At 49.9% G+C, this 24,307-nt stretch carries 24 protein-coding genes and 1 riboswitch; of the genes, 4 read left to right on the top strand and 20 right to left on the bottom strand.

All coding sequences use genetic code 11. The features are described 5' to 3' along the window. Window positions 1–2: 2 nt before the first annotated feature. The 7 genes from BM091_RS02245 to BM091_RS02275 all read right to left on the bottom strand — a co-directional run bounded on the left by BM091_RS02245 (window position 3) and on the right by BM091_RS02275 (window position 6,626). Complete coding sequence (locus tag BM091_RS02245) at window positions 3–362, bottom strand: bZIP transcription factor (RefSeq protein ID WP_093393158.1); 360 nt, start codon at window positions 360–362, stop codon at window positions 3–5. Then, window positions 362–691, bottom strand: a complete 330-nt coding sequence (locus BM091_RS02250; RefSeq protein ID WP_093393160.1) for a hypothetical protein — start codon at window positions 689–691, stop codon at window positions 362–364. Before BM091_RS02250 ends, BM091_RS02245 begins: the two co-directional genes overlap by 1 nt. Window positions 692–712: 21 nt before the next feature. Further along, a complete protein-coding gene (locus BM091_RS02255; RefSeq protein WP_093393161.1) occupies window positions 713–1,513 on the bottom strand; it encodes a DUF4198 domain-containing protein in 801 nt (266 codons plus the stop codon). 274 nt (window positions 1,514–1,787) lie between these two features. Next, the gene (locus BM091_RS02260) at window positions 1,788–2,510 is read right to left on the bottom strand and encodes a UPF0280 family protein (protein ID WP_093393163.1); all 723 of its coding nucleotides are present in this window, start codon (window positions 2,508–2,510) and stop codon (window positions 1,788–1,790) included. Beyond that, complete coding sequence (gene guaA / locus BM091_RS02265) at window positions 2,501–4,069, bottom strand: glutamine-hydrolyzing GMP synthase (RefSeq protein ID WP_093393164.1); 1,569 nt, start codon at window positions 4,067–4,069, stop codon at window positions 2,501–2,503. Before guaA ends, BM091_RS02260 begins: the two co-directional genes overlap by 10 nt. A gap of 2 nt (window positions 4,070–4,071) precedes the next feature. After that, window positions 4,072–5,544 (bottom strand): IMP dehydrogenase, encoded by a 1,473-nt coding sequence (gene guaB / locus BM091_RS02270; RefSeq protein WP_093393166.1) that lies wholly within the window; start codon window positions 5,542–5,544, stop codon window positions 4,072–4,074. Between the two features lie 44 nt (window positions 5,545–5,588). Continuing rightward, window positions 5,589–6,626, bottom strand: a complete 1,038-nt coding sequence (locus BM091_RS02275) for a Ppx/GppA phosphatase family protein (protein ID WP_093393167.1) — start codon at window positions 6,624–6,626, stop codon at window positions 5,589–5,591. A 420-nt stretch (window positions 6,627–7,046) separates the two neighbouring features. Further along, window positions 7,047–7,234: riboswitch (cobalamin riboswitch) on the top strand. A 179-nt stretch (window positions 7,235–7,413) separates the two neighbouring features. On the opposite strand from BM091_RS02275, the gene BM091_RS02285 reads away from it, so the two are divergent. Then, window positions 7,414–8,319, top strand: a complete 906-nt coding sequence (locus BM091_RS02285; RefSeq protein ID WP_245735219.1) for a sirohydrochlorin cobaltochelatase — start codon at window positions 7,414–7,416, stop codon at window positions 8,317–8,319. Here BM091_RS02285 and BM091_RS02290 read toward each other — a convergent pair. From BM091_RS02290 to bioA, 10 genes are all read right to left on the bottom strand, one after another. After that, window positions 8,316–9,089: an epoxyqueuosine reductase gene (locus BM091_RS02290; protein WP_218148770.1), complete on the bottom strand. Its 774-nt coding sequence runs from the start codon at window positions 9,087–9,089 to the stop codon at window positions 8,316–8,318. The two genes, BM091_RS02285 and BM091_RS02290, sit on opposite strands and share 4 nt — an antisense overlap. A gap of 261 nt (window positions 9,090–9,350) precedes the next feature. Then, on the bottom strand, window positions 9,351–9,776 hold the full coding sequence (locus BM091_RS02295) for a gamma-glutamylcyclotransferase family protein (RefSeq protein ID WP_093393170.1): 426 nt from the start codon (window positions 9,774–9,776) through the stop codon (window positions 9,351–9,353). A gap of 15 nt (window positions 9,777–9,791) precedes the next feature. Beyond that, window positions 9,792–10,742, bottom strand: a complete 951-nt coding sequence (gene cbiB / locus BM091_RS02300; protein WP_093393172.1) for an adenosylcobinamide-phosphate synthase CbiB — start codon at window positions 10,740–10,742, stop codon at window positions 9,792–9,794. Continuing rightward, window positions 10,742–12,313, bottom strand: a complete 1,572-nt coding sequence (locus BM091_RS02305; protein WP_245735221.1) for a cobyric acid synthase — start codon at window positions 12,311–12,313, stop codon at window positions 10,742–10,744. Before BM091_RS02305 ends, cbiB begins: the two co-directional genes overlap by 1 nt. After that, window positions 12,310–13,722 carry a cobyrinic acid a,c-diamide synthase CobB gene (locus BM091_RS02310; protein WP_093393175.1) on the bottom strand — a complete coding sequence of 471 codons (1,413 nt, stop codon included), beginning with the start codon at window positions 13,720–13,722 and terminating at the stop codon, window positions 12,310–12,312. Before BM091_RS02310 ends, BM091_RS02305 begins: the two co-directional genes overlap by 4 nt. Window positions 13,723–13,729: 7 nt before the next feature. Further along, window positions 13,730–14,215 (bottom strand): SixA phosphatase family protein, encoded by a 486-nt coding sequence (locus tag BM091_RS02315; protein ID WP_093393176.1) that lies wholly within the window; start codon window positions 14,213–14,215, stop codon window positions 13,730–13,732. Between the two features lie 149 nt (window positions 14,216–14,364). Further along, the gene (locus BM091_RS02320; protein WP_218148771.1) at window positions 14,365–15,750 is read right to left on the bottom strand and encodes a TrkH family potassium uptake protein; all 1,386 of its coding nucleotides are present in this window, start codon (window positions 15,748–15,750) and stop codon (window positions 14,365–14,367) included. Between the two features lie 80 nt (window positions 15,751–15,830). Further along, window positions 15,831–16,454 (bottom strand): dethiobiotin synthase, encoded by a 624-nt coding sequence (gene bioD / locus BM091_RS02325; protein ID WP_218148772.1) that lies wholly within the window; start codon window positions 16,452–16,454, stop codon window positions 15,831–15,833. A 1-nt stretch (window position 16,455) separates the two neighbouring features. Next, window positions 16,456–17,616, bottom strand: a complete 1,161-nt coding sequence (locus tag BM091_RS02330) for an aminotransferase class I/II-fold pyridoxal phosphate-dependent enzyme (RefSeq protein ID WP_093393178.1) — start codon at window positions 17,614–17,616, stop codon at window positions 16,456–16,458. Beyond that, the gene (gene bioA / locus BM091_RS02335) at window positions 17,616–18,893 is read right to left on the bottom strand and encodes an adenosylmethionine--8-amino-7-oxononanoate transaminase (protein ID WP_093393520.1); all 1,278 of its coding nucleotides are present in this window, start codon (window positions 18,891–18,893) and stop codon (window positions 17,616–17,618) included. Before bioA ends, BM091_RS02330 begins: the two co-directional genes overlap by 1 nt. A gap of 408 nt (window positions 18,894–19,301) precedes the next feature. On the opposite strand from bioA, the gene BM091_RS02340 reads away from it, so the two are divergent. From BM091_RS02340 to BM091_RS02350, 3 genes are all read left to right on the top strand, one after another. Beyond that, window positions 19,302–20,210: a hypothetical protein gene (locus BM091_RS02340; RefSeq protein ID WP_093393179.1), complete on the top strand. Its 909-nt coding sequence runs from the start codon at window positions 19,302–19,304 to the stop codon at window positions 20,208–20,210. A 73-nt stretch (window positions 20,211–20,283) separates the two neighbouring features. Continuing rightward, entirely contained in the window at window positions 20,284–20,439 is a 156-nt protein-coding gene (locus BM091_RS13825) for a hypothetical protein (RefSeq protein ID WP_177193492.1), read from the top strand. A 303-nt stretch (window positions 20,440–20,742) separates the two neighbouring features. Next, complete coding sequence (locus tag BM091_RS02350; RefSeq protein WP_093393182.1) at window positions 20,743–22,281, top strand: 2-isopropylmalate synthase; 1,539 nt, start codon at window positions 20,743–20,745, stop codon at window positions 22,279–22,281. Window positions 22,282–22,319: 38 nt separating this feature from the next. On the opposite strand, the gene BM091_RS02355 is transcribed toward BM091_RS02350, so the two are convergent. From BM091_RS02355 to rsxE, 3 genes are read right to left on the bottom strand one after another with little or no spacing between them, the layout of a single operon-like run. Beyond that, complete coding sequence (locus BM091_RS02355; RefSeq protein ID WP_218148774.1) at window positions 22,320–23,099, bottom strand: RnfABCDGE type electron transport complex subunit B; 780 nt, start codon at window positions 23,097–23,099, stop codon at window positions 22,320–22,322. Between the two features lie 19 nt (window positions 23,100–23,118). Continuing rightward, the gene (gene rsxA, locus BM091_RS02360; protein ID WP_093393185.1) at window positions 23,119–23,694 is read right to left on the bottom strand and encodes an electron transport complex subunit RsxA; all 576 of its coding nucleotides are present in this window, start codon (window positions 23,692–23,694) and stop codon (window positions 23,119–23,121) included. Window positions 23,695–23,709: 15 nt separating this feature from the next. Then, window positions 23,710–24,306, bottom strand: coding sequence for an electron transport complex subunit RsxE (gene rsxE, locus BM091_RS02365; protein ID WP_093393186.1), 597 nt, complete (start codon window positions 24,304–24,306; stop codon window positions 23,710–23,712). Window position 24,307: the final 1 nt, after the last annotated feature.

Consider the following 24,307-nt stretch of genomic DNA (forward strand, 5'->3'; position numbering starts at 1 on the left):
CTTTACTCCACCCGACCTTTCTTTAACATCGCTCGAGCATGGAAATAAAAACCCACGCCACAAAGGCCGAATACAAACCCGATACCTCCTATAATGTCGCGCACATCCGGGCTGCTTACTTCCTGACGCAACATAAGGATCTCTCTTTTCAACTGTCTGATCTCTCTGTGAAGAGCCTCATTCTGCTTGTGTAACTCATCGGAAATGCTGTCACATACGGATTTACCACCCGTCGAGAGATTCTCCGGGCCGGGATACGGCGTAGCAGAAACACCTTCTCCACCATGTCCTTCAAGGGCACCGCAACCCGTAGCGGCAAAAAGAACAACCATCAGACCAATAACAACCCCTTTCCAGTTCATCACTTCAATTCATCTCCCTTGAGAACATATTCGCCTCTGTGTCCCATGCCGGCATCGATAACGACCTTCACCATGTTGACATTACCGGGCAAGGCCACATCACAAAGGCCCTCGCTGTTGGTTTCACACCTGCCGATTTCCTTCCCTTCCCCATCGTAAATCGTGACCATTCCCTGCTTAACCGGGCTGCCGTCGGCAAAATAAGCCTCGGCATAAATCCTTCCCTGATCTGCGTAAGCAAACACCTGAACCTTGTGTGCCCAGCAGGTTACCACGAAAAGGCTTAAAATAAAGGCTGCCAGGCTCAGCGTAAAAAAGCATCGGGACATTTTTATGTACCTCCATAAAAGTTACTTCATGTCGACCACTCGCACCCAGACAACGCCACCTATTTCAACGTCCTTTTCCTGACCATCATGCTTGAGCTTCCATGGAGCGTCGGCCAGGGCTGCGAATCCCCACCATCCCGCTTTGGGCATGGCATAGGTAAAAACCCCGTTTGAGTCGGTTTTTATCACCTGGGTTATGTACGGATCGGCCGGAGGGATTACTTTATCATCTCCCGACCCATTCATGTATTCAACCTCTACTTCCAGATTCGGAGCAGGTTTACCATTTACCAGCACCAGACCCTGGAAAACATTGCCCGTCCACAGGCCATATGGCCTGGTCAAAGGGATAATCTCTATGGGAAGGTTGAGACTGGCATCCCAGCCTTCTTCCATACCGAGAGCATTCACCCAGACTTTGGTATAGTGGACAATGTACTTGTCTTCGGCAGGTTCCCAGTAAGGTTCGGGCTCAACGAAGAATATATAGTCGCCGGGACGCTTGATTGTGTACGTGGCAGTCCAGTAGGTACAGGATCCGCCTTGACAGGGGCCTTCGGCCTTGGCAGAAACAAGACTCCCCGTGAGATCCTCACTTTTCCCTCGACAAAACACCCCAAACTTTTTCGGCTTTGCCATTTCCATGTAAACGCCTTCCATTGGATGCACGAATTTGACCGAAAGAGAAATCTCCTTGCTTTCAGATCCGGCCACTATGTCATCAGAAGGAATAATGACTCCAAAATGAGCATACGATAAACTCGCACAAATGAGCAAGCATGCCACCACCATCGTTACAAAAGCTGGTTTAACACCTTTCATGATCCCTCCTCCTTAAAAACCAGAGTTTAAAAGAAAAAAGGCCACTTCCCAACGGAAGCGGCCTTCATGACCACGGTCCACAGACTTATCAAATCTTCGAAGGCTCTTTTCGCCACAACTTCAGAGGGATCTTCTTGATCCCCTTTCCGTTTATCTCTTTAGCACGGAAATGAGACCGGGTCAATAGAGCAATCCAACCGTCTTTTTTAAAGAAACCGGCGTCAGGAGCTTTCAAAGCGCGCCGGATATAACCGGCAGATAGTCACGATAAAAATCAAACAAGTTCAATTCCCCCGAAGAGCCCTACCTGACCATCAATAATGGCAATAACGGCGTAAATCTCCGGCCTCAGTCCCCATTCACCCACCACAGGCTCCAGATCGTCAGGACTGTGAATTGAATTGCAAACCGCTGTTGCGGCGGCATCTGCAAGAGCTCCGTCGGAAGAAAATATCGTTACCAGGTCGGCCTTGCCGAGACTCAACGAGTGTCCCATAGTTGCAGAAGATGAACAAACACAAAGAGGTAGTTTTTCGGAAGGTAATTTAACTCTAAGTCTGATGTTTCCTCCGTATAAACCGATAATCGGGTCATGGGCGGAAAAAAGGAAGCAATCTCCGCCGTTTTCAACGATCACGTCCCCCGCAGGATCGATCCTGCGAATCTCCACTCCAACACATTCGGCAATGGCTCCGGCAACAGATGCCATCGGTCCCACGCCGGCAAAATCAGCAGCCCTCAGCATTTTTCTTACAATCGGCGGAGCCAAAGGATCCCATGGCAGGGGTCGAAGAGATGTCAGAAATCGGGAGTTTTTCTTTGCATAGGCCATGATCTGACAATGGGCATCCATCACTACTTTGAGGACAAGTTTCGAAAAATCTTCGGAGGAGCGGATCCACAAATCGGTCTGACGAAATCTAACCTCATAGGCCGTGCCCTTTCCCGAAGCATGCCAAAATCGATAGAATCTACTTTCTTTCCCGATTACTCCCATTCAATAGTACTCGGCGGTTTTGATGAAATGTCGAAAACCACGCGATTTACGCCCTTTACTTCGTTAATTATGCGGTTTGATAGGCGGGCAAGCAAATCATAGGGAAGCCTTGCCCAATCGGCGGTCATGGCATCTACGCTCTCAACAACCCTCAGAGCTATAACCTGCTCGTAGGTACGCTCATCTCCCATAACCCCAACGGAACGAACGGGAAGAAGCACGGCAAAGGCCTGCCAGACCTTATCGTACCAGCCCGAAGCTTCCATTTCCTCCATCACGATGGCATCGGCTTCTCGAAGTATTGACAATTTTTCGGCCGTGACCTCTCCGATGATGCGTATGGCCAGCCCAGGTCCCGGAAAGGGGTGCCTCATTATTATCCTTTCTGGAAGACCAAGCTGGCGCCCTAAAGATCGCACCTCATCTTTAAAGAGCTCTCGAAGAGGCTCGATAAGCTGCAGGCTCATCCGATCGGGCAATCCCCCCACATTGTGATGGGTCTTAATGGTAGCAGAAGGCCCTTTAAAGGATACCGATTCTATAACATCGGGATAAAGCGTACCCTGGGCAAGGTACTTGACCCCCGTTATCTTTCTGGCTTCTCTTTCAAAAATCTCGATAAAAAGATTCCCGATAATTTTTCTTTTCTGTTCGGGATCGGTCACCCCTTTCAATCTGGACAGAAACTCTTCCGAGGCATCCACATAAACCAGATTGATGTCAAAATGATCGGCAAATACGCGTCTTACTTCTTCGGCTTCACCCTTTCGCAGCAAACCGTTATTGACAAAGATACAGTAGAGCTGTCTGCCTATAGCCCTGTGGAGGAGTACGGCAACAACGGAAGAGTCAACCCCACCGCTAAGCGCACAGATCACACGGTCGTCTCCAACCTGATCTCTTATCCCTTTTATCACCATCTCCGCAAAGGATTGCATCGTCCAGGAAGGTTCACACTTACAGATGCGGAACAGGAAATTGTCCAGTACGATCCGCCCACAGGGGGTATGGGCAACTTCCGGATGAAACTGAACCCCAAAGTAGTTTCGATCAAGATCTGCCATAGCTGCAAAGGGAGAATTCTGAGAATGAGCAAGGACGCGAAATCCCGGGGGGAGTTTCAGGATCCTGTCTCCGTGACTCATCCAGACCCTTATCCCTTCTGAAGATTTTTCAGACTCAATACCCTCAAGCAACGCTCCGGGTTCATCAACTTCAATGTATGCCGGCCCATATTCCCTTTCTTCCGCCTCTGACACCTCACCACCCAGCTGATACCCCATCATCTGCATACCGTAACAGATTCCGAGAATAGGAACCCCGAGTTCATAGACGCCGGGATCGACTAGAGGCGCTCCTTCCTGATAAACGCTGGCAGGTCCTCCTGAAAATATTATGCCCTTAGGGCAAAATTTCTTGATCTCCCCAAGCGGCATGTTGAAGGGATGAATTTCGCAATAAACATGACTTTCTCTGACCTTGCGGGCAATTAACTGAGTGTACTGGGAACCAAAGTCCAGAATAAGGATCCGATCTTCAGGCAAATTTATGTTGCTCATGGCTATCTCAAATCCACCTGATAGTTAGGCGCTTCTTTGGTTATGATAACGTCGTGGACGTGGCTTTCTTTGAGCCCGGCAGCCGTTATCCGTATCATTTTAGCTTTCGTCCGTAGCTCCTCAATCGTACGACAGCCGAGATAGCCCATCCCGGCACGAAGCCCTCCAATGAGCTGATGAACAACCCCTGACAGGGGCCCTCTGTAGGGAACCATACCCTCTATGCCTTCGGGAACCAGCTTGGACAGTTCCTTCACATCCTGCTGACAATACCTGTCACGGCTTCCTTCACGCATGGCTCCGAGCGAACCCATGCCCCGGTAGGTCTTATAACTCCGACCCTGATAAAGTACCGTTTCACCGGGGCTTTCATCGGTTCCCGCAAAAAGACTGCCGATCATCACGGCATGAGCCCCACAGGCAATGGCCTTCGTTATATCTCCGCTGTATTTAATTCCGCCGTCGGCAATAACGGGTATTCCGTAAGCCGATGCTGCTCTGACACACTCCATTATTGCCGTTGCCTGGGGTACCCCCACTCCGGCAACGACTCTGGTCGTGCAGATGGATCCCGGTCCCACACCGACCTTCACTGCATCGGCGCCGGCCCTGATGAGCGCTTCAGCCCCTTCGGCCGTCGCCACATTGCCCGCAATAACCGGCACATCGGGAAACTTTTTCTTCAGGGTTTTTATGGCCTCAATGACATTTCTGGAATGGCCGTGAGCACTATCTACGACCAGTACATCGACGCTAGCTTCAACCAGGGCAGAAGCCCTGTCAAGCATATCACTTCCAACCCCGACGGCCGCCCCGACCCTTAGCCTGCCAAATCTGTCCTTACAGGCATTGGGATACTTCTTTATCTTCATAATGTCCTTGATGGTTATGAGCCCTCGAAGATTTCCTTCCTCATCAACGACGAGAAGCTTCTCAATCCGCTTTTCATGAAGCAACTTTTTGGATTCCTCCAGGGTTATCCCTACCGGAGCGGTTATCAGATTTTCGCTGGTCATGACTTCCGAGACTTTTTTCGTGAGATCATCTTCGAAGCGAAGATCCCGATTGGTCACGATACCGATGAGTTTCCCGTCCTTCACGACCGGAATACCGGATATTCTGTACCTGCTCATCAATTCGAGCACATCGGCAATACTCTGATCGGGTTCAACGGTCACGGGATCCAGGATCATACCGCTTTCCGATTTTTTTACCTTGCTAACCTCAAGGGCCTGCATCTCTATAGGCATATTCCGATGGATGATACCAATACCGCCCTCTCTGGCCATGCTTATCGCCGTGTCTGCCTCCGTCACCGTATCCATGGCGGCACTTAAGAGCGGGATGTTGAGCTTAATGTCCCTGGTAAGCCAGGTTTCGGTATTCACTTCAACGGGTAGAACTTCGGAATAGGCCGGTACGAGTAAAATGTCGTCGAAAGTGAGCGCCTCGGGAATTCTATGAACTTCTACCATGATTTAACCTCTCAGCAATTACCGATATTGTGACGGCCCGATAGTTAACGTCGGGCATCAAAAAAATTGTTCTCGCCTTTAGCCTTTTCGAAATGCCATGTCAAGGGTGAGTATATCCCGTCAGGAGTCAACCCCATGTACTCTTCGGCTGCAATCAGTGCAAGTCCTTCCAGGAGCCCTGCATCGGAAACGATCATCTCCTGCCGGCCTAAAAGTGAAAGAATACGATGCACGATCAGGGTTCCGCCCACTATCACATCTTCCCTACCGGGTTCAAGCCCCGGTATTTTCCTGCGGTCCTCAAAAGTAAGCCCTGCCAATTCTTTCAGGATCTTTTCCACCCACGGAAGTGATAGTTTCGTTCCAATCATCCTATAGGGTTCATAGGACATCATGCCCAGGAAAATTGCGCCCAGAGTTGCAACCGTCCCGGCGGTACCGATCAACTCGAAACTTGAGTCCACAAATCGGCCGATCTCCACTACTGCCGGCTTCAATAGATTATCCACATATTCTTTTGCTTCCCGAATTTTACCGGACCCAACGGGTGCATCTTTAAGGAACATTCCCGTAATCGTTGAAGCCCCCACAAAAACACTGGTGCTGAAAACCAGACGATCGCTTCTGACCACGACAAACTCGGTGGAACCTCCACCGAGATCGAATAGGACAGCGGGCATTCCGTAGAACGACAAATCCATTCGAGCCCTTATCACGTTAAGAGTTCCACGGGCAGCAGTAAGAGCCTCATCCTCTTCGGAAAGAACCTTACAGGGGTAGCTCAAAGCGGACTCCACATCCTTCACGAATGCTTCTTTCTCGCCGGCCCGCCTCACCACACCCGTTGCACCGCAAAAGGCATAGGCCACACCAAAATCTTTTAGAATACGGCAATAGTCCCTAAGGACCTCCAGGGTTTGCCGCTTTCTCGTGGTGCTCAGATATCCCTTGTCCTGGAAATTTTCCGCAAGCCTCGTTATACGGCGATGGTGACTCAACGGGAACAGAGCACCCGATCTCTCTTCGACAACAAGCATTCGTACCGTGTGGGATCCGATATCAACTCCTGCGAACCTCTTCATCTTACCTCCCTGCGGTCGGAGACCCCTTCCGTAAGGGAGGGGAGGAGACCGCTCTTGAAATTTTGCAGGTATCGAGGTAACGCATTTATTGTGCGGTCGGAGACTCCTTCCGTAAAGGGGGAGATGAGACCGCAAGGTGTGCCAGGATCGTAATAACCCCAAAGGCACTCTCCGCTTCCGTGGAGAGAAACGGCTTCGGGGAAAACAGAAACAGAAACTATCCGGCTCAGGTCGTGGCCGGGAGCGGCATGTCCCTCCCGGTGGGACGCCGTCAACCGTCCCAATGTAGCGGTGCTACCCGTTAGCATCAGCTACAAGCTCCTTCCGTTAAGGAGTAGTAGTTGACTTTGCATCTCCTGCACAAAGGCAAAAAATATTTCTTGACATCACTAATTCACCTATCGTAGGGTTAATTTCGTATTGTGGTTAAATCGGTCAGGTGCCCGAGAGGGCTTAAAAGGGAATCCCGTGGGAATCGGGAGCGGTCCCGCCGCTGTAACCGGGGACGAAAGTCGCAGAGTGCCACTGTCCTGATTATCCAGGATGGGAAGGTGCGGCGAGTAGGGTGATCCGGGAGCCAGAAGACCTGCCTGAACCGTAAGTGCCGGGCGAGGACATCGGCCATCTGGCGGATGAAGTAAAACGGGTGCAATCCCCAGAGTCTTTTTGAAGGCTCTGGGGTTTTTTTATGCACCGAATCCCTCCTCATCGTTTCACTAACCCTGCAACCCCCGGGACGTTTTACCGGCGTCCCGGGGCATTTTAAACCGTTTTAGGAGGATAAGTCATGAGGGAACTTCAAAAAAAATCTTGTTCTAAACTCATTCTAATGCTTTCGGTTATGGGCCTTTTGATTTCAGGACTCTGGAGCAACGGAGCCGAAGCCATGGAGAAGCAAAAAGAGAAAAAAACGGCTATACTCCTCAGCGCATTTGGAACCAGTATTCCCGAGGCACAGAGCGTTTTCAGAAACGTTGAGAAAATGGTCCGTGAGCGTTTCCCCAACACGGAAGTCCGCTGGGCCTACACATCCTCAATCATCCGGAAGAAGCTGGCTGCTCAAGGGCAGATCCTCCACTCCCCCGAAATGGCGCTTGCCCAGCTCATGGAAGACGGATACACCCACGTCGCGGTTCTTTCCCTTCATTTTATTCCGGGAAAGGAGTTTCATGACCTGATGGCAAACGCCCGTTTTTTTGAGCAAATGGCGGGTGGCTTCGACCGGGTCGTCGTAGCATGGCCTCTTCTTTCCAGCCATGACGATTTCGTACGGGTGGTTGAAGCCGTCATGGCCCACATACCGAAGACCCGGAGGCCCGAAGATGCCGTTATCCTCATGGGTCACGGCAGTGAAAAACACCCTGCCGATGCCATTTATTCGGCCGTTGACGTGGAATTTAAGAAAAAAGATCCCCTTATTTTTGTTGCTACCGTAGAAGGTCATCCAACACTGGATGACCTAATTCCCCTTTTGAAAAAGAACAGGGTAAAGAAGGTATTTCTTATGCCCTTTATGAGCGTTGCAGGGGATCATGCCAGGAACGATATGGCAGGGGACGATCCTGATAGCTGGAAATCCCTTTTGACAAAAGAAGGCTACGAAGTAATTCCAGTACTGGAAGGAATGGCCGGATATCCCGAGATAGTGAACATATGGTTGGATCATCTCCAAGAAGCAATGAAAAATCTCTAGTTTCGAGGGATGCTGAAGGAACAAGGAACATTGCAGGAGCATTGACCGCACACATCAGTTAGCGGAAGATCAGAGAAACGCTCGTTATTTTCAAGTAATCTCTGGTAACATAAAGATCGATTTAAGCCGTTAACGGAAAGGGCCCCCACGGGGCATCGCTTTAAACATGCCTCACAGGGGAGCCCTCGTTTGCTCAAACAAAATTCTTCCTGTGGCTTCGCAGAAGTTTCCACCGGAGCGCTGGTAACCAGACTCCCGAACCGTCCACAACAGCCCGAAGCAGTAATCAGAAGATGGTTAAGACCAAAGGTCCCCAGGCCTGCGTAATAAGCAAGGTGCTTATGAGACCATCTGCTGACAAGCCTCCGGGAATCGAAATTATGAGTAGCCGGCGTTACCGCAGTCTCATATCCCTGATCCCCCAGGAACGAAGCCAGATCCTGATTGATCCGGGCTATCAGAGCATTTGTCTCAACATAGGCAAAGGCCCAAAGCCGGGATGCGAAAGGGTGAAACTTACCGTTATCTTTTGCCACATCCTCAACAAAGGGCAGGAAGTAAACCACGACGCTTCTGGCCGAAGGCAGAAGATCCGGAGGAAGAGCATGATCTGGGGCAACCGCTTTTTTTAGTTCGAGAAGTCTAGCATCTCGAGCATCCACTGCACCAACAAGAGGTTCACGCCACAGGCTTGAATAGCCCCTTTCCAGCAACCATGCCTCAATTGAACCAAGTACTCGATCTTTTATGCTAAGAAGGGTCACCTTCATCAGCTCCAAACCTCCAGGGTCCCGGTTTACCTGACGAGCCCAGTTTTCTAAAGGTTAATCTTCCAAAAGGCAACCGAATTCTTGATGCAGAAGAGGGCTTTAGAGCAAAAGGTATTGTCTTACCAACCTTTATCCCTAGCTGTTTTATTGAGCATGAAGAACCGTACTAAAAGGTCCTAAAGGGGGTACCGGAGAAGAGTAATGTTACCAGGCAAAGTGTCCGGAAGCATTTATGCCAAGACCGAAACCCGGGAGTAGAAATTACTCAAAGCCACGATAGGAGCTTCTGAAAGCATCTTTAAATTTTGTCAAAAATTCATGAAAATCCCATTCCTCACCGGTCAACATCGAATAAAAGGCAGGTTTAACAACATAGGCAAAGGCTTCTATCTTTTCGCCGGTCATGAGAACCGGGGTAACGGGAACACGCTCGTACATGTCACCTTCAAATCTATCGAGTCCCTGCCAGAGTTCGTCAGAAACTCCGAAATATACCACTCCTCCGACAAAACCACCGGGGTCAGGTAAAATACCCGGGTAAAACTCATCGCGTATCCGGTATCTTGAAAACCCCCGGAGAAGAGCCCGTCGACTCGCAAGAACGGTTCCGCAAACTTCGAGCATTATTTCGGGGCACATGAGAGTACCATAGGCGAACAGGTTGCCTTCGGTTTTAGCTTGCTTCATGCTGAAAAGTTCTCTTTAAAAGCTCATAATAAAAGCCACAAAAGCACAGGAGCACACCGCTACGAGATACAGTATCTTAACGCTCTCTCTGTAAACTTCACACCCCACCGTGCGAAGTGGCTCGCCGATCAGCGGTTTATTTACGATACGGCCGAAATAGGAAAGTCGCCCTCCCAGTTGCACACCCAGAGCACCTGCAACAGCCGCCTGAGGATACCCAGCATTAGGGCTCGCAACCTTACGGGCATCTCTGAAAACCGTCCTGAGAGCTCTTCCGGCATCAAGACCCAAAAACCACGCGGAGATTACGATAAATCCCGCAGTAAGTCTCGCCGGTACGTAATTCACCAGATCATCGAGTCTTGCAGCACAGCGACCGAAATGAAGGTAGCGATCATTCTTATAGCCGATCATCGAGTCCATCGTGTTTACGGCCTTGTAGAGCAGTGCTCCCACAGGACCTCCCACAAGCAGATAGAAGAAAGGCGCCACCACACCGTCGGAGATATTTTCCGAAAGCGTCTCAATAACGCTTTTCATAACCCCCTGCTCGTCAAGAACATCCGTATCCCTGCTAACTATCCAGGACAGCTCTTTTCTGGCTCCTTCCAGATTACCCTTATTCACCCTTTCAACCACCCTCGCCGTTTCCACATGAAGACTCCGGGTTGCGACGGAAGTGTAAATTAACCAGACCGACAGGGCGTGCCCCAGCCATTCCGAAAGCCGGTAGGCCAGTAAAAGTCCCAGCACGGCACAAGTGGCCGTAATTGTCAAAACCATTGCCACCAGAAGAGCCCCACGGGTAACCAGAAGGGAACCTTCCTTTGCGCCTACGTAAAGTACCCTTTCCAGTTTGCCTACAAGACCGCCAATCCAGCGGACGGGATGAGGCCAGCCCTGAGGATCTCCCACAAACAGATCAAGCAGAAAAGCCATCAACACGTCCAGAGGAGAAACAAACATCAGAGCCCCATAATCGAATAGAGAAGTTCGACCTTAACGTGTTTTCGAAAGTGTTCCGCCAGCAGGTCATACTGTTTATCAAGAACGGCACTCCAATGTTCAGGGATTTCTTTCTCCCAGGCTATTTTTTTCCCCCGCAGAAGGGCAACCTTTGAGACAAACCACCGGCGGAATTCTGCATTGTCAAAAATGCCGTGAACATAAGTACCCCAGGCATTACCCTCAAGGGAAGCGCATCCTTCGAACTCATCTGCCGGACGGCCTGATCGGGACACAATCTTGAAAATTGAAAGCCCTGCCGCATCTTTTGAAGGGTCGGCAACGTCACCGGTTTTAAGGTAACTTCGGCCCATGTGAATCTCATAGCCTCTCAAGACCACGGAAGACATTTCTCCCGACCACAGAGGATTATTATCGTTGGGCACGACTTCAACCTGATGGGTTAGCTTTTCCCGGACCATCTCCGTTACAATCGGAAGTATCCCCAACCCCTGCATCTCACTTGGGGTTCCCTCAACCCCGAAAGGATCTCTCACACAGTTTCCAAGCATCTGATACCCACCGCAAAGCCCAACAACGGTTCTCCCGCTTTTCCAGAATGCACGAAGGGCGTCGGCAAGGCCGCTTTCGTGCAGAAAACGAAGATCATGTATCGTGTTTTTGCTTCCGGGAACAATAACGGCATCAAAAGAAAATATCTCCTCAGGGTTACTGAAGTAACGAACCAAAACTCCGGAATCTCCGCTGAACACATCGAAGTCGGTATAGTTTGATATGTAAGGAAGCCTGACTATGCCCAGTTTAACGCCGTCGTTACTTTCTACGGAAGCCCTGCAGATTCTAGACAGTGCCACACTATCCTCCTGCGGAAGCAGGATGTGATCGAAATAAGGGATTACTCCCAGAACGGGTAAACTCGACCTTTCTTCAAGGATCTTTATGCCATCTTCAAAAAGCGATGGATCCCCCCGGAATTTGTTAACAATGAAACCTTTAACAAGCCCTCGTTCCTGCTCGTCCATTAAAGCAAGGCTCCCGAGAAGAGACGCGAATATTCCACCGCGATCAATATCCCCCACCAGCACACAGGGGGTTCCCGTGCGGCGCGCCATGGAAAGGTTTACAAGGTCATGCTCCTTGAGGTTTATTTCCACGGCACTTCCGGCACCCTCCATAACTATGACGTCGAAGCTTCGGCTCAAGCGCTCAAAGGCGGCCATAACAAGAGGGATCAACTCTTTTTTCCGCCTGTAGTATTCCGGAGCGGACATGTTACCTATCGGTTTTCCCAGAACTATAACCTGAGAACCTTTTTGAGATGTGGGCTTGAGTAAAATAGGGTTCATATCGACGTGAGGCTCCACGCCTGCCGCTTCTGCCTGCATTACCTGAGCACGACCCATTTCTCCCCCATCCGGGGTAACAAAGGAATTGAGGGCCATATTCTGGGCTTTGAAAGGAGCCACTCTGTAACCATCCTGTTTCAACACCCTACAAAGTGCGGCAGCCAGAACACTCTTCCCAACGTCCGATCCAGTACCCAAAAACATGATAGTTTTGGCGCGTCTCACGGCTTACTCCCTTTTGGCTTACCGGCTTTTTTCGCCGACTCGACGAAATACTTCGCCATCAAAGGATTACTTCCCCAGTGCAGATGTACATAGCTTGCCAGAACGGTCCCCAGAGAATAGCCTTCACGAGAATTGTCTTCACTTCGGGACAAGGTTATTTCGTACACCCTGTTAACCTGACCTGAGAAATTATCATCGCAAATTTCGGAATAGTGAAATTCGTGACCCCTTACGACACTTCCGCGAGGCCCCAGAATGCAATCACTCAGGAACTTTACCTCCACATATCCCAGAGCCCGCCGTCTGGGAAGCATCCTGACACCAAAAGGCAGAATACCGGCCATCGGCCATAGAGTTCCATCAAGCCTCCGAATGAAGCGACTCAAAACCATAAGCCCACCGCATTCAGCATAAACGGGAGCGCCTCGCTCCACACACCCCTTCAGGCTGTTAAAAAAACCGGTGTTACCCGAAAGCTTATCAGCGTGAAGCTCCGGATATCCGCCTCCCATATAAACGGCGTCAACGTCATCGGGTATTACATCTCCATAAAGAGGTTTTATGAAAACGATCTCCGCCCCAAAGCGCTTCAGTAAATCCAGATTATCCTGATAATAAAAGCAAAATGCCGGATCCATGGGAACCGCTATTCTGACAGGCCCGTCCACCGCTGCCTCCAGCTGACAAGAGCAGGAAGGTCTCGAATCAGGCAACACCTCAACTCTGCTCTTTTCCAGAAGTAAATCCAGATCTATATGGCGTGAAACGAGCTCCGAGGCTCTTTTAATCCAGCCTTCGTCAACAGGAGATTCCTGGGCGGTTACAAGCCCCAGATGCCTTTCCGGAAGACACAGGGCTTCCCGATAGGGTATCCACCCCAGAATCGGCAAATTCGGCAGTGCCGTTTCCAGAGCTTCCCTCAGATACCGGAAATGACGGTCGCCGGCCACACGATTCAGAATACACCCTGCCCATCGAACATCGGGATCGAAATTCAGATATCCCGAAACAAGCGCGGCAACACTCCTGGCCATGCTCCGGGCATCAACCACGAGAACAACAGGAAGATTCAGCCACTTGGCCATCTCTGCCGTGCTGCCCGCCTCCCCGCGACCACTGTGGCCGTCATAAAGACCCATAACCCCTTCCACAACGGCCACATCTGCGTCCAGAGTGTTAAGGTAAAACAGAGAGCGGTTATAATCCCGGCTTAGCATCCATCCGTCAAGGTTTCTGGAAGCCCTGCCGGTTACGAGTGAATGAAGGCCCGGATCTATAAAATCCGGGCCCACCTTGAAAGGCTGGACACGGAAACCCCGTTCATAGAGATGGGCCATTAAGGCCAGAGTCAGCGTGGTTTTTCCGACGCCACTGTGAGTACCTGCAATTACAAAGGCATGTTTCAGCATAATCGCTCTAATCTTTCATGAGTTCAAACTGTTCCGGTCGGATATACCACAACACCCTGCCCGTACCAAAGGCAATCCCCTCAGATTCAATGCAAAGCACACCGGCATTTACAAAGGCAACCGTATTGGATCCCCCGATGAGGGCATCGGCAAGATATTGAAGTCCAGGCATATGCCCGGCAATGAGAATGCTTTGTGCCGGCTTGCTATATTCTTTCAAGAATTTTGATATCTCCTCCGGGCTCCCGGAAGGCCTGAAGACGTCGCTCTTCACAACCTGCTCATTCGGAAAGTTCAGGATACTGGCAATCAACTCGGCAGTTTGAATCGATCTTTTTTTCGTGCTCGAAAAAATCGCATGAGGCTTAATACCCAGAAGTTTAAGACCTCTGGCGGCCGCCCCTACTTCTTTTATCCCTTCGGAAGAAAGGCTTCTTTCGGGATCAACATCTTCCGGCAGTGCCCTTCCGTGTTGTACGAGATACCAGAGCACACAAATCACCTCCTTTCGTATTTTGGTCTTTTTAGTTTACTCTTTCGATACCTCAGGAACAATGGCGTGACGATCTCTCTTAACAAACATAACGGGGCATTAAAAACCCTTCCAGGAAAAGTCTCAGCAGGACTTAGCTCGAAAAAGGATTATCCGATCATGACCTTCTCTTCTGCGTAACTGTAGGAAACAGACCTTGCCTGTACCGCCATCGCAACCGTAAGAGGGCCCACACGGCCGATAAACATGAGCAACACAATGACCAGCTTCCCAGGCCCGGACAGAGTCGGAGTTACTCCCATACTCAATCCCACAGTTCCGAACGCAGAAATTACTTCAAAAAGGTACTCCATAAAGTAACCTTCCGTTTCGTGATAGGGCTTGTACCCCAGCTCCGTTACGAGCAACAAAACCGTGCCCATAACGACAATCCAAACCCCTACAACAAAAACCACAAGAGCTCTGTTTACCGAGTCATTGCTTACAGTTCGTTTAAACAAAAAAGGCTGTTCAAAGCCTCGAAAACGACTCCATCCCAGAGCAAGGAGAACCATAAAACTGGTGGTCTTAATGCCACCCCCCGTAGAACCCGGCGAAGCGCCGATGAACATAAAAATCATAGTAACAAAGATGCTGATGTTATTCATGGAAGCAAAATCCAGAGTGTTGAAACCTGCGGTTCTCGTCGTCACAGATTGAAAGAGGGATGAAAGAAGCCGCTCGGAAAGCCTAAACCCTTTCATCGTTACGTGCCATTCACTTACGAGGAAAAGCAACGCTCCGATCACGATCAGTGCGGCCGTTGAGGTCGTCACAACCTTCGTGTGCAGGGACAGCATATTCCAGAATCTGCGAAGGTCTCTGGCTTTTCTCAGGGTTGCATATATTTCGTGCATTACCAGAAAACCGAGCCCTCCCATCACGATAAGGCCGCACATGGTAAAATTCACAAGGGCATCGCCACGAAAGCGCATCATGGAATCGGGAAAAAGGCTAAAACCCGCATTGCAGAAGGCAGAAATCGAGTGGAAAATAGCCTGATAGAGAGCCGATATCCAGGACGGAGAAGTCTTTACGAATCTTAAAAAAAGCAACAGGGCCCCGACAAATTCAAAAAGCACCGTAAAGATAACAATTCTTTTAACCAGTGATGTGAAATCGGATCGAGGGCTATAGGTAAAGATATCCTGAAGAACAAAACGGGATCGGAAGGAAATGCTCCTTCCTAAAAAGAGCATGAGGCCTGTTGAAAAGGTCATTATACCCAGCCCACCTACCTGGATCAGGGTAAGGATGACCAGTTGCCCCCATATTGTCAGATCGGTTCCTATGTTCATTATCGTAAGCCCCGTCACGCAGGATGCCGAGGTTGCCATAAAAAGCGCATCAATAAAGCTCAATTTTCCTTGCCCGCAAATCATGAGAAGGATTGCTCCGGTAAGTATTAAGGCGGAAAAAGCCATTAACGGAAGAGACCAGGGGGTGAAAAGAGACCGCATAATTCGGGGTAACCGATCCCCAATAAGTTCAATCAAGTCTCCATCCTCCGGCTGTAACCATGAATTATGTGGCTCTTGCATAATAGCGAGGGCAGGTCATGTCAAGCGCAGGCAGTCTAAAGAAGTGACATCTCTTTTCTAAGACCTCGAAGTACATTCACGGTAACCCTGGGCACAGGCTCTATCTCACCGATTACCCTGACATTCCCGTAATATTCAATGGCCTCACGGTTATGCTTATTCCTGGGTCCGTTAAGTATTACTCCCAGGACTTCCACACCCGAGTTACGCAGTGCCGATATCGTAAGAAGAGTATGATTGATGGTCCCCAGGGTGCTCCTTGCAACTACCAGAACAGGAAATCCTAAATAGAGCATCAGATCCAGCATAAATTTATCTTCATTTATCGGGACCATAACCCCACCCGCTCCTTCAACAACCAGCTTACGGGAAGGCAGTGCGGGTAGCCTGATGTTCGACAGATCTATCCTTCTTTTTTCCTGCATCGAGGCCAGATGAGGCGATACGGGATCTTTAAAACAATAGACCTCGGGTATAAAACGATAATCCGGAAGGCCTGTAACCCGCCGTATCCATTCCCGATCGGTGCCCTCAGCACTTCCGGTCTGGATGGGCTTCCAATAACAGGTATCTTCAAAAGAGATCATGAGAAGGGCACAAACGAAAGTCTTTCCCACTCCCGTATCGGTACCCGTAACAAAAATACCATCAGGCATCATTTCAGGTCTTCCTTTTCCAGTCATCAAGGGCTTCCAGCAGGACTTCCAGATCCTGTAGAGTGTGACATGAGCTCAGAGAAATCCTGATCCTGCTTGTCCCATCGGGCACCGTCGGCGGACGGAAGGCAAGAGCGAAGATACCCTTTTCCATCAAGTAGCCGGACAGATCAAGAGCCTCCTTATCGTCACCCACTATAATCGGTACTATGTGAGTTGTAGAGGATCCCGTAGAAAAGCCCATGAAATTAAGTCGGTCTCTTAAAAACCGGGCTTTCTGCAGTAAACCTTCCCGCTCACTTCCCATTGCGGGAAGAAGGTCCAGTGCAGCATCTACGGCTCCTATAATCGCCGGCGACAGGCCCGTGGAATATATGAACCCCCCGCAGCAGTTAACGAGATAATGTGCCATCTTTCTGGAACAAGCCACATAGGCCCCGCTTGCACCAAGAGCCTTGCTGAAGGTTCCCATAATCACATCCACCGGGAGACCGGTGCAAAGCCCCATTCCCTCAGGCCCCATAACCCCTGTTGCATGAGCCTCATCGACAACGAGTAAAGCCGAATACTTCATCGCAAGCTCCACTAGCAAAGGTACATCTGCGGTGTCTCCGTCCATTGAAAATACGCTCTCGGTAACAATGATCACCCTGGAATATTTACCAGAAGCCTTTTCTAACAGCGCCCTTAGAGCCTTGTAATCATTATGAGGAGACACCCATACAGTGCAACGGGCAAGCCTTGCTCCCATAACTATGCTGGCGTGATTCAGCCGATCCGAAATTATAAGCGATTCCCGATCCGCAAGAGCTGAGAAAAGGCTTACATTAGCCTGAAAACCCGAAGGAAAAAGAAGGGCACATTCGGTACCTTTCATCGAGGCGATTTTTCTGGCCAGTGCTTCTGTGCACGATAAATTTCCGCACACGAGAGGTGACGCTGTTGCTCCGGTACCATAACGCGCGATGAACTCAACCGCTCTCTTTTTTACCATCGGATGCTTCGAAAGGCCCAGGTAGTCGTTTGATGCAAAAGACAGCATTTTCCTGCCGTTGATCTCTATTTCTCTGGGCGAAATAACATTAACAACTCCAAGCCGCCGTAATCGACTCAATTTTCTTCGTCTTTCGAGCTCCTCGTCTATGAACCGCCATTCCACATTCATCAGTACGTTCTCCCCCACATATCCACGACTTCACAAAGGGCCTCACAGAGAATGACCAGATCTTCCTTTCCTATTACGTAAGGGGGCATAACATAAATCAGCCGGTCAAAAGGCCTAATCCACACACCTCGTTCCACAAAAAGCTTTTGCAAAAGGGCCACATCCACGGGCCTCTTGGTTTCCACGACACCGATTGCACCCAAGACCCTCACATCTTCCACAACGGGCATACCCCTGCAGGGCTCCAACCCATCTCTCAAAACCGACTCAATCACTTTCACCCGTTCACGCCATGGATACGACATAAGCAGACGGATGCTTGCGGCACCAACGGCACAGGCCAGAGGATTGCCCATAAAAGTGGGACCGTGGGCAAATATTCCCGGATCGCCACCTCCGATTACCTCGGCAACATCATCCGTGGTTAGAACGGCGGCAAGCGACATCATGCCTCCCGTAAGAGCCTTTCCCACGCACATGATGTCCGGCGTGATACCGGCATATTCACAGGCGAACATTTTTCCCGTACGGCCAAAACCCGTAGCAATTTCGTCGGCTATGAAAAGCACACCAAACTGTTTAGATAGCTCATAGGCCCGTCGGACAAAGAGAGGATGATAAAACCTCATGCCCCCGGCTCCCTGTACCACCGGCTCCATGATAACGGCCGCAATTTCGTCAACATGTTCGGAAAGCAACTTCATCAAATCGCTGATATCGTCTTCCTGCCACTCTTGATCAAATGTACAGGAAGGTTCGGGAGCAAATAGATTTTGCGTAAGAAATCCGGCAAAAAGCCGATGCATGCCGTTTACCGGGTCGCAGACACTCATAGCCCCGAAGGTATCACCGTGGTAGCCTTTTCTTACGGTAAGAAATTTTTTCTTGCCAGCCTTCCCCAAAGCGTGCCAGTACTGAAGCGCCATTTTCATGGCAACTTCAACGGCAACAGAGCCCGAATCGCAATAAAAAATCTTTGTCAACCCATCTGGGGCAATTTCCAACAGCAATTTTCCCAGTTCAACGGCGGGTGGATGGGTAAGCCCGCCAAACATTACATGGGCCATCCGCTCTATCTGTTCCCTTGCAGCCTTTATGAGTTCAGGATGGCTATAGCCGTGAATCACACACCACCAGGAACTCATACCGTCAATGAGCTCCCGTCCATCGGCAAGTACTATCCTGACACCTTTAGCCCTAACCGCCGGGTATACGGGCAAAGGGTCTACAGGCGATGTATAGGGATGCCAAAGATGAATCCGGTCAAATTCCAACATCTCGCGTATTGTTTCGCCAGCACTCTTCATGATGTTTCCCCTTTGTCAACCACTCACAGCAAGATGGTTAACATCACTCGGCTCTTTTTGTCAATTCCCAAAGACTCGCCACTTCAAGGGTTTTACATCCCTGCTCGTAACTGGTTACACTTTTTCAGCTCTAAGAGGGGATCAAGGATAAGGCAAAAACGGCAGGTGAAACTCTGGTATTACAGCTTGAGGGATAAACAAAGCTTATAACAAAATCACCTGTAAACTGTGCGTTTTCAGCTACCATCTTCGGAGCCCAAAACCCTTGCGCGTTGATCATCGCAAGCAGAGAAATGTCCTCTTTCTTTTGGGTTGTCACCGTGGTATGAAAGTGGTTAAAAGTATTTTACAAATCGGAATTCGAAGGAGATATGGCTTATGCCTGTGAGTGTATCCTTCATAAAAAGGCTAGAATCGCTGGATCCGCAGCTCCGAAGCATTTTAATAGCGATGCTTGAGGAAATCGAGCGTCAGAGGGAGGAATCTGTAACAAAGAAGGAATTCAACGAATTAAAAGGCATCGTAAAAGAGCTCGCAGAAGCACAAAAACAAACCGATCTTAGACTGAACTCACTGGCTCAGAAGGTTGAAGAACTCGCTGAAGCCCAGAAAAGAACTGAAGCCAGGGTTGAAGAGCTCGCAGAAGCACAAAAACAAACCGATCTTAGACTGAACTCACTGGCTCAGAAGGTTGAAGAGCTCGCTGAAGCTCAGAAAAGAACCGAGGCCAGAGTCGAAGAGCTCGCCGAAGCTCAGAAAAGAACCGAAGCAAGAGTTGAAGAGCTGGCGGAAGCCCAGAAAAGAACTGAGGCCAGGGTTGAAGAATTGGCCGCAGCTCAGAAGAAAACCGAAGAGGAGATAAGAATCCTGGTAAAGCGGATGGACGCTTTCGAGGAGAGATTGGAAGGCATATCTCACAGCGTTGGATACAGTCTTGAGAACAGGGTATATGGAAAGCTTCCCGGGCTTCTTAAAGACAGGTACGGTATAGAGATCGAGGGGCGGCTTGTAAGAAAATACTTACCCGTTGACGGTAAGGACATTCAGGTGAACATTTACGGTTACGGTAAAAGAGACGGGCAACGACTCCTTCTGCTCGGCGAGTGTAAGGTAAGGCCTTCGAAAAACGAGATCAGAAGGTTTAAGAAATATGCCGAAAAGATTGGGGCTTTAGAAGAAGCCGAAGTGTTCCTGCTCGTTGTTGCTCACGACTTTCCACCTGCTATAGAAAGGTTTTTGCAAGACGAGAACATACCCTACATCTGGTCTTATGAACTGGAGGAATAAGGAAAAATTAGCCGGGATATATAAATTTGTTCAAAATTCAAATGATACGGAACAGGGGAGCAGGGTATCTTGGATGGATCACTTCCAGTTAAGGCAGATCTTGCTGCAAAGTTTAAAACCGAGAAATAGAGATAAACGCCGTTTTACCGCTGTGGAAAATGTTGACAGGCTTCTAAATATGGGGTTAAAGGTACTGTGGCTTTACGAGAAGGATGGTGAGGTAATCTGATATGAGCTTAAACCCGCCAGCAATAAAGCGCACGCTATTACTTCTTCTTTTGCTTAGCACGGGCCCAGTTCGGGGACCCGATGGCTGTTGCGTGCGGTTGCCGGAAGGGTAAATCGCACGACATACCGGAAAAAAGGCCATGGGTTCCCGCCCATGGCCTTTTTTATTTCCTGAAAATTTGAAAAGGAGGAAAAGGACTATGGGGCTTGTTATCCAAGTGGATTTGTCTGAACGGTTTCAGGGAAACAACATTCACGGGTCCGGTCGGATAACATTTCTCGTAAAAACAGAGGAGACAGGAAAATGGCCAGAAGAATTTATATATTCGATACCACACTGAGAGACGGGGAACAGGTACCCGGTGCAAAATTGAACAAAAGACAGAAGCTGGAAATTGCGGAGCAACTGGCAAGGTTGGGAGTTGATGTAATTGAGGCCGGTTTTCCCTGTTCGTCCCCTGAAGACCTTCAAGCCGTAAAGGCAATCGCCGAACAGGTAAAAGGCCCGGTCATTGCGGGGCTTGCACGGGCCGTACAGCAGGACATAGATCTTGCGTGGGAAGCCGTAAAGCCCGCCGAAAGACCGAGAATTCACGTCTTTCTAGGATCTTCCGATATTCATCTCCAGAAGAAACTCCGACGAGACAGAGAAACCGCTCTTCAACAGGCGGTTGATTCCGTGAAATACGCAAAGCGCTATTGTCAGGATGTCGAATATTCGACCGAGGACGCTTCAAGAACGGACTTTGATTATCTGTGCCGGGTAGTGGAAGCCGTCATAAAAGCCGGGGCAACGGTGGTAAACATACCGGATACGGTGGGATACGCAATTCCCGACGAGTTCGGTGAAATGATAAAAAAACTGCGGGAGCGCGTGCCTGCACTGGACAGGGTAACCCTGAGCGTCCATTGCCACAACGATTTGGGGCTCGCCGTTGCAAACACACTGGCAGCGATACGGAATGGCGCCGACCAGGTCGAATGCACGATAAACGGCATCGGAGAACGAGCAGGTAATGCGGCGCTCGAAGAAATCGTCATGGCTCTGAAGGTAAGGCAGGCCAGCTTCGACGCCTACACCAACATAAACACAAAAGAAATATACAGAACAAGCAGAATGGTAAGTCGCATAATGAACATTCCCGTTCAACCCAACAAGGCGATAGTCGGATCCAATGCCTTTGCTCACTCGTCGGGAATCCATCAGGATGGAATACTCAAAGACCGCAGCACCTACGAGATAATTCGCCCGGAAGACGTGGGAATAAAGGACCACAAGCTGGTACTCACGGCGAGGTCGGGACGGGCAGCCCTGAGACACCAGCTCCAGCAACTGGGGTTTTCGTTGGGCGAAGAGAAGTTCGAGCGGGTCTATCAGCGGTTTCTTAATGTTGCCGACAGAAAAAAGGAGGTTTCTTCGGAAGACCTGGTCACCATTGTAGAAATTGAGCTCACAAAGGTTCCCGAAACCTATACCTTCCACAGCCTGCAGATAATGAGCGGTAACACCATAACACCTATGGCTTCGGTTACCCTTATAAAAGGGGAAGAAAAGATAACCGAGTCGGCTCTTGGAAACGGGCCCGTTGATGCCGTTTTTAAAAGCATAGAAAAGATAGTGCGAAAGACCGCAAAGCTTCGAGACTATGACCTGAAGGCCGTTACCACCGGAACCGACGCCCTCGGCGAAGCCATGGTTCGGGTGGAAATAGACGGCATGATTTACTCAGGGATCGGTACAAGCCCCGACGTCATTGAAGCAAGCGCTCGCGCTTATGTTAATGCCTTCAACCGTTATTTTGCCGCCAAAAAAGGAATAAACGGGGTATTAAGCCTGGACTGATCTTCGTGAAAAAGCCCCACCATTGTGGGGCTTTACCATCATTTTATTCGAACAATTGCGCCGGTTGGGCATTTTTCTACGGATTCGTCCTTTACCTTATCCGCATCAACCACCCGGGCAAGGTTGTGTTCGAGTACTATAGCTTCGGGCGACTTCTTCGCACAGATCCCACAGCCGATGCAGGCCTTTTTGCAGGTTGCCTTCGCCACCTTTCCCGGGTCCTGAGATACACAGAGAACGAGAATAGTTTTATTCTCCGGCTCCAGAGATATTATCCCTCTAGGACAGGTATGTACGCAGATACCGCATCCGGTACATTTTTCTGGGTCCACCTGAGCCACGCCCAGTTCATTAACCACAATTGCCCCGAAAGGACAGGCCCTTTCACAATCTCCAAAGCCAAGACAACCATGGTTACAGAGCTTCCCGGCTCCTCCGGCAAGATGAGCAGCGGCACAGCTCCGGATGCCCGTGTATTCGCCACTCCAAACGGCCGTTTCCGAATCACCCTGACACCGTACTCGAGCTACCTGCCTCACCATCTCGGCCGGAGCAACACCCATGATCTGACCGATCAATTCGGCAACAGCCATGCCGCCGACCGTACATCTGTTCACAGGAGCCCCTTTCACCACGGCATCAGCGTAATTAGCGCAACCCGGATAACCGCAGGCTCCGCAATTCGCTCCCGGCAGGATCTCTATTATCTGCTCAACCCTGGGGTCCACTTCAACCCTGAGACGCTGATGAGCAACCGAAATAACGACCGAAAAGAACAGACCGATGGCCCCCATAGTAAGAATTGCCGCAAGAACCATGTCCATCCCCCCTGCTCTCTTATCTGATGAGTCCCGAAAAGCCCATGAATGTGAGGGCTAGGATCCCGGCAGTAATAAAGGTTATACCGGGGCCTTTAAAAGGCACGGGAACATCTGCCGCATCCAGCTCCTCCCGGATTCCCGCCATCATGACAATGGCAAGGGTAAAGCCCAGCCCGGCCCCTATCGCAAAGGAAACCGTTTCGGCAAAGGTATAATTTTTCAGAACGGCAAGAAGGGCCACGCCGAGAATGGCGCAGTTTGTGGTAATCAGTGGAAGATAAATACCTAGGGCCTGATAGAGCACGGGCGAAGTCTTTCGTATGAACATTTCCACAAGCTGCACCAGGGAAGCTATTACCAGGATGAAGGAAACAATTTCGAGAAATTCAAGTCCATAGCGCACAAGTACGAGATGGTAAATGCCCCAGGCCACCATGGCAGCAAGGGTCATAACGAAAGTAACGGCACAACCCATGGAAAAAGCCGAATCCAGCCGGTTGGAAACCCCGACAAAAGGGCATATTCCCAGAAAATAGCTTAAAACGAAATTATTGATGAGAAGCGCAGAAAAGAATATGAGAACCAGTTCCATTTTGGCCACCTCTTTTTACCTGTGCATGATGTGCCTTACAAGCCCGATGATTACTCCAAGAGCAAGAAAAGCGCCCGCAGGCAATATCATAACCTGCCAGGGCGTAAACAATCCCCCGGTTATGTTCACACCAAGCCATGTACCGTTACCCAGAATCTCCCTCACAGAAGCCAGGATAAGCAGAGCTATACCAAAACCGCAGGACATCCCCAGGGCATCAACAACGGACGGAACAATTCCGTGCTTGGAGGCAAAGGCCTCCTGACGGCCCAGAATAATGCAGTTAACAACTATGAGCGGAACATAGGGCCCCAGGGACTTGCTCAACTCGGGCAGGTAAGCCGCCAGGAAGCGATCTGCAACGGTTACAAAAGTGGCAATAATAACTATGAAGGTCGCTATTCTGACCTGTGAAGGCACGATTCCTCTTATGAGAGAAACCATTGCGCTGGAGCAGGTTAAAACAAAGAAAACGGCTCCGATCATTCCCAGGGCATTATGCACCGTGTTTGTTACCGCCAGAGTAGGACATAGCCCCAGAAGCATAACAAGAACGGGGTTTTCCCTCCATAAACCCTTCTTGAATTCTCTTCTAAGGGATACGCTTTTCACC

This window comes from Thermodesulforhabdus norvegica (genome assembly GCF_900114975.1).
In the GTDB taxonomy this organism is placed as follows: domain Bacteria; phylum Desulfobacterota; class Syntrophobacteria; order Syntrophobacterales; family Thermodesulforhabdaceae; genus Thermodesulforhabdus; species Thermodesulforhabdus norvegica.

Coding starts and splice junctions, on each gene's coding strand:
- BM091_RS02340 (WP_093393179.1), top strand. CDS start 19,302: ATGCCTGTGAGTGTATCCTTCATAAAAAGGCTAGAATCGCTGGATCCG.
- BM091_RS02275 (WP_093393167.1), bottom strand. CDS start 6,626: ATGAAGAGGTTCGCAGGAGTTGATATCGGATCCCACACGGTACGAATG.
- guaA (WP_093393164.1), bottom strand. CDS start 4,069: ATGAGCAACATAAATTTGCCTGAAGATCGGATCCTTATTCTGGACTTT.
- bioA (WP_093393520.1), bottom strand. CDS start 18,893: ATGTTGGAATTTGACCGGATTCATCTTTGGCATCCCTATACATCGCCT.
- BM091_RS02310 (WP_093393175.1), bottom strand. CDS start 13,722: ATGCTGAAACATGCCTTTGTAATTGCAGGTACTCACAGTGGCGTCGGA.
- BM091_RS02295 (WP_093393170.1), bottom strand. CDS start 9,776: ATGAAGCAAGCTAAAACCGAAGGCAACCTGTTCGCCTATGGTACTCTC.
- BM091_RS02260 (WP_093393163.1), bottom strand. CDS start 2,510: ATGGGAGTAATCGGGAAAGAAAGTAGATTCTATCGATTTTGGCATGCT.
- BM091_RS02250 (WP_093393160.1), bottom strand. CDS start 691: ATGTCCCGATGCTTTTTTACGCTGAGCCTGGCAGCCTTTATTTTAAGC.
- guaB (WP_093393166.1), bottom strand. CDS start 5,544: ATGGTAGAAGTTCATAGAATTCCCGAGGCGCTCACTTTCGACGACATT.
- BM091_RS02330 (WP_093393178.1), bottom strand. CDS start 17,616: ATGAATGTGGAATGGCGGTTCATAGACGAGGAGCTCGAAAGACGAAGA.
- BM091_RS02290 (WP_218148770.1), bottom strand. CDS start 9,089: ATGAAGGTGACCCTTCTTAGCATAAAAGATCGAGTACTTGGTTCAATT.
- BM091_RS02350 (WP_093393182.1), top strand. CDS start 20,743: ATGGCCAGAAGAATTTATATATTCGATACCACACTGAGAGACGGGGAA.
- BM091_RS13825 (WP_177193492.1), top strand. CDS start 20,284: ATGGATCACTTCCAGTTAAGGCAGATCTTGCTGCAAAGTTTAAAACCG.
- BM091_RS02245 (WP_093393158.1), bottom strand. CDS start 362: ATGAACTGGAAAGGGGTTGTTATTGGTCTGATGGTTGTTCTTTTTGCC.
- bioD (WP_218148772.1), bottom strand. CDS start 16,454: ATGATGCCTGATGGTATTTTTGTTACGGGTACCGATACGGGAGTGGGA.
- BM091_RS02355 (WP_218148774.1), bottom strand. CDS start 23,099: ATGGTTCTTGCGGCAATTCTTACTATGGGGGCCATCGGTCTGTTCTTT.
- rsxA (WP_093393185.1), bottom strand. CDS start 23,694: ATGGAACTGGTTCTCATATTCTTTTCTGCGCTTCTCATCAATAATTTC.
- BM091_RS02285 (WP_245735219.1), top strand. CDS start 7,414: ATGAGGGAACTTCAAAAAAAATCTTGTTCTAAACTCATTCTAATGCTT.
- BM091_RS02255 (WP_093393161.1), bottom strand. CDS start 1,513: ATGAAAGGTGTTAAACCAGCTTTTGTAACGATGGTGGTGGCATGCTTG.
- cbiB (WP_093393172.1), bottom strand. CDS start 10,742: ATGTTTGTTTCTCCTCTGGACGTGTTGATGGCTTTTCTGCTTGATCTG.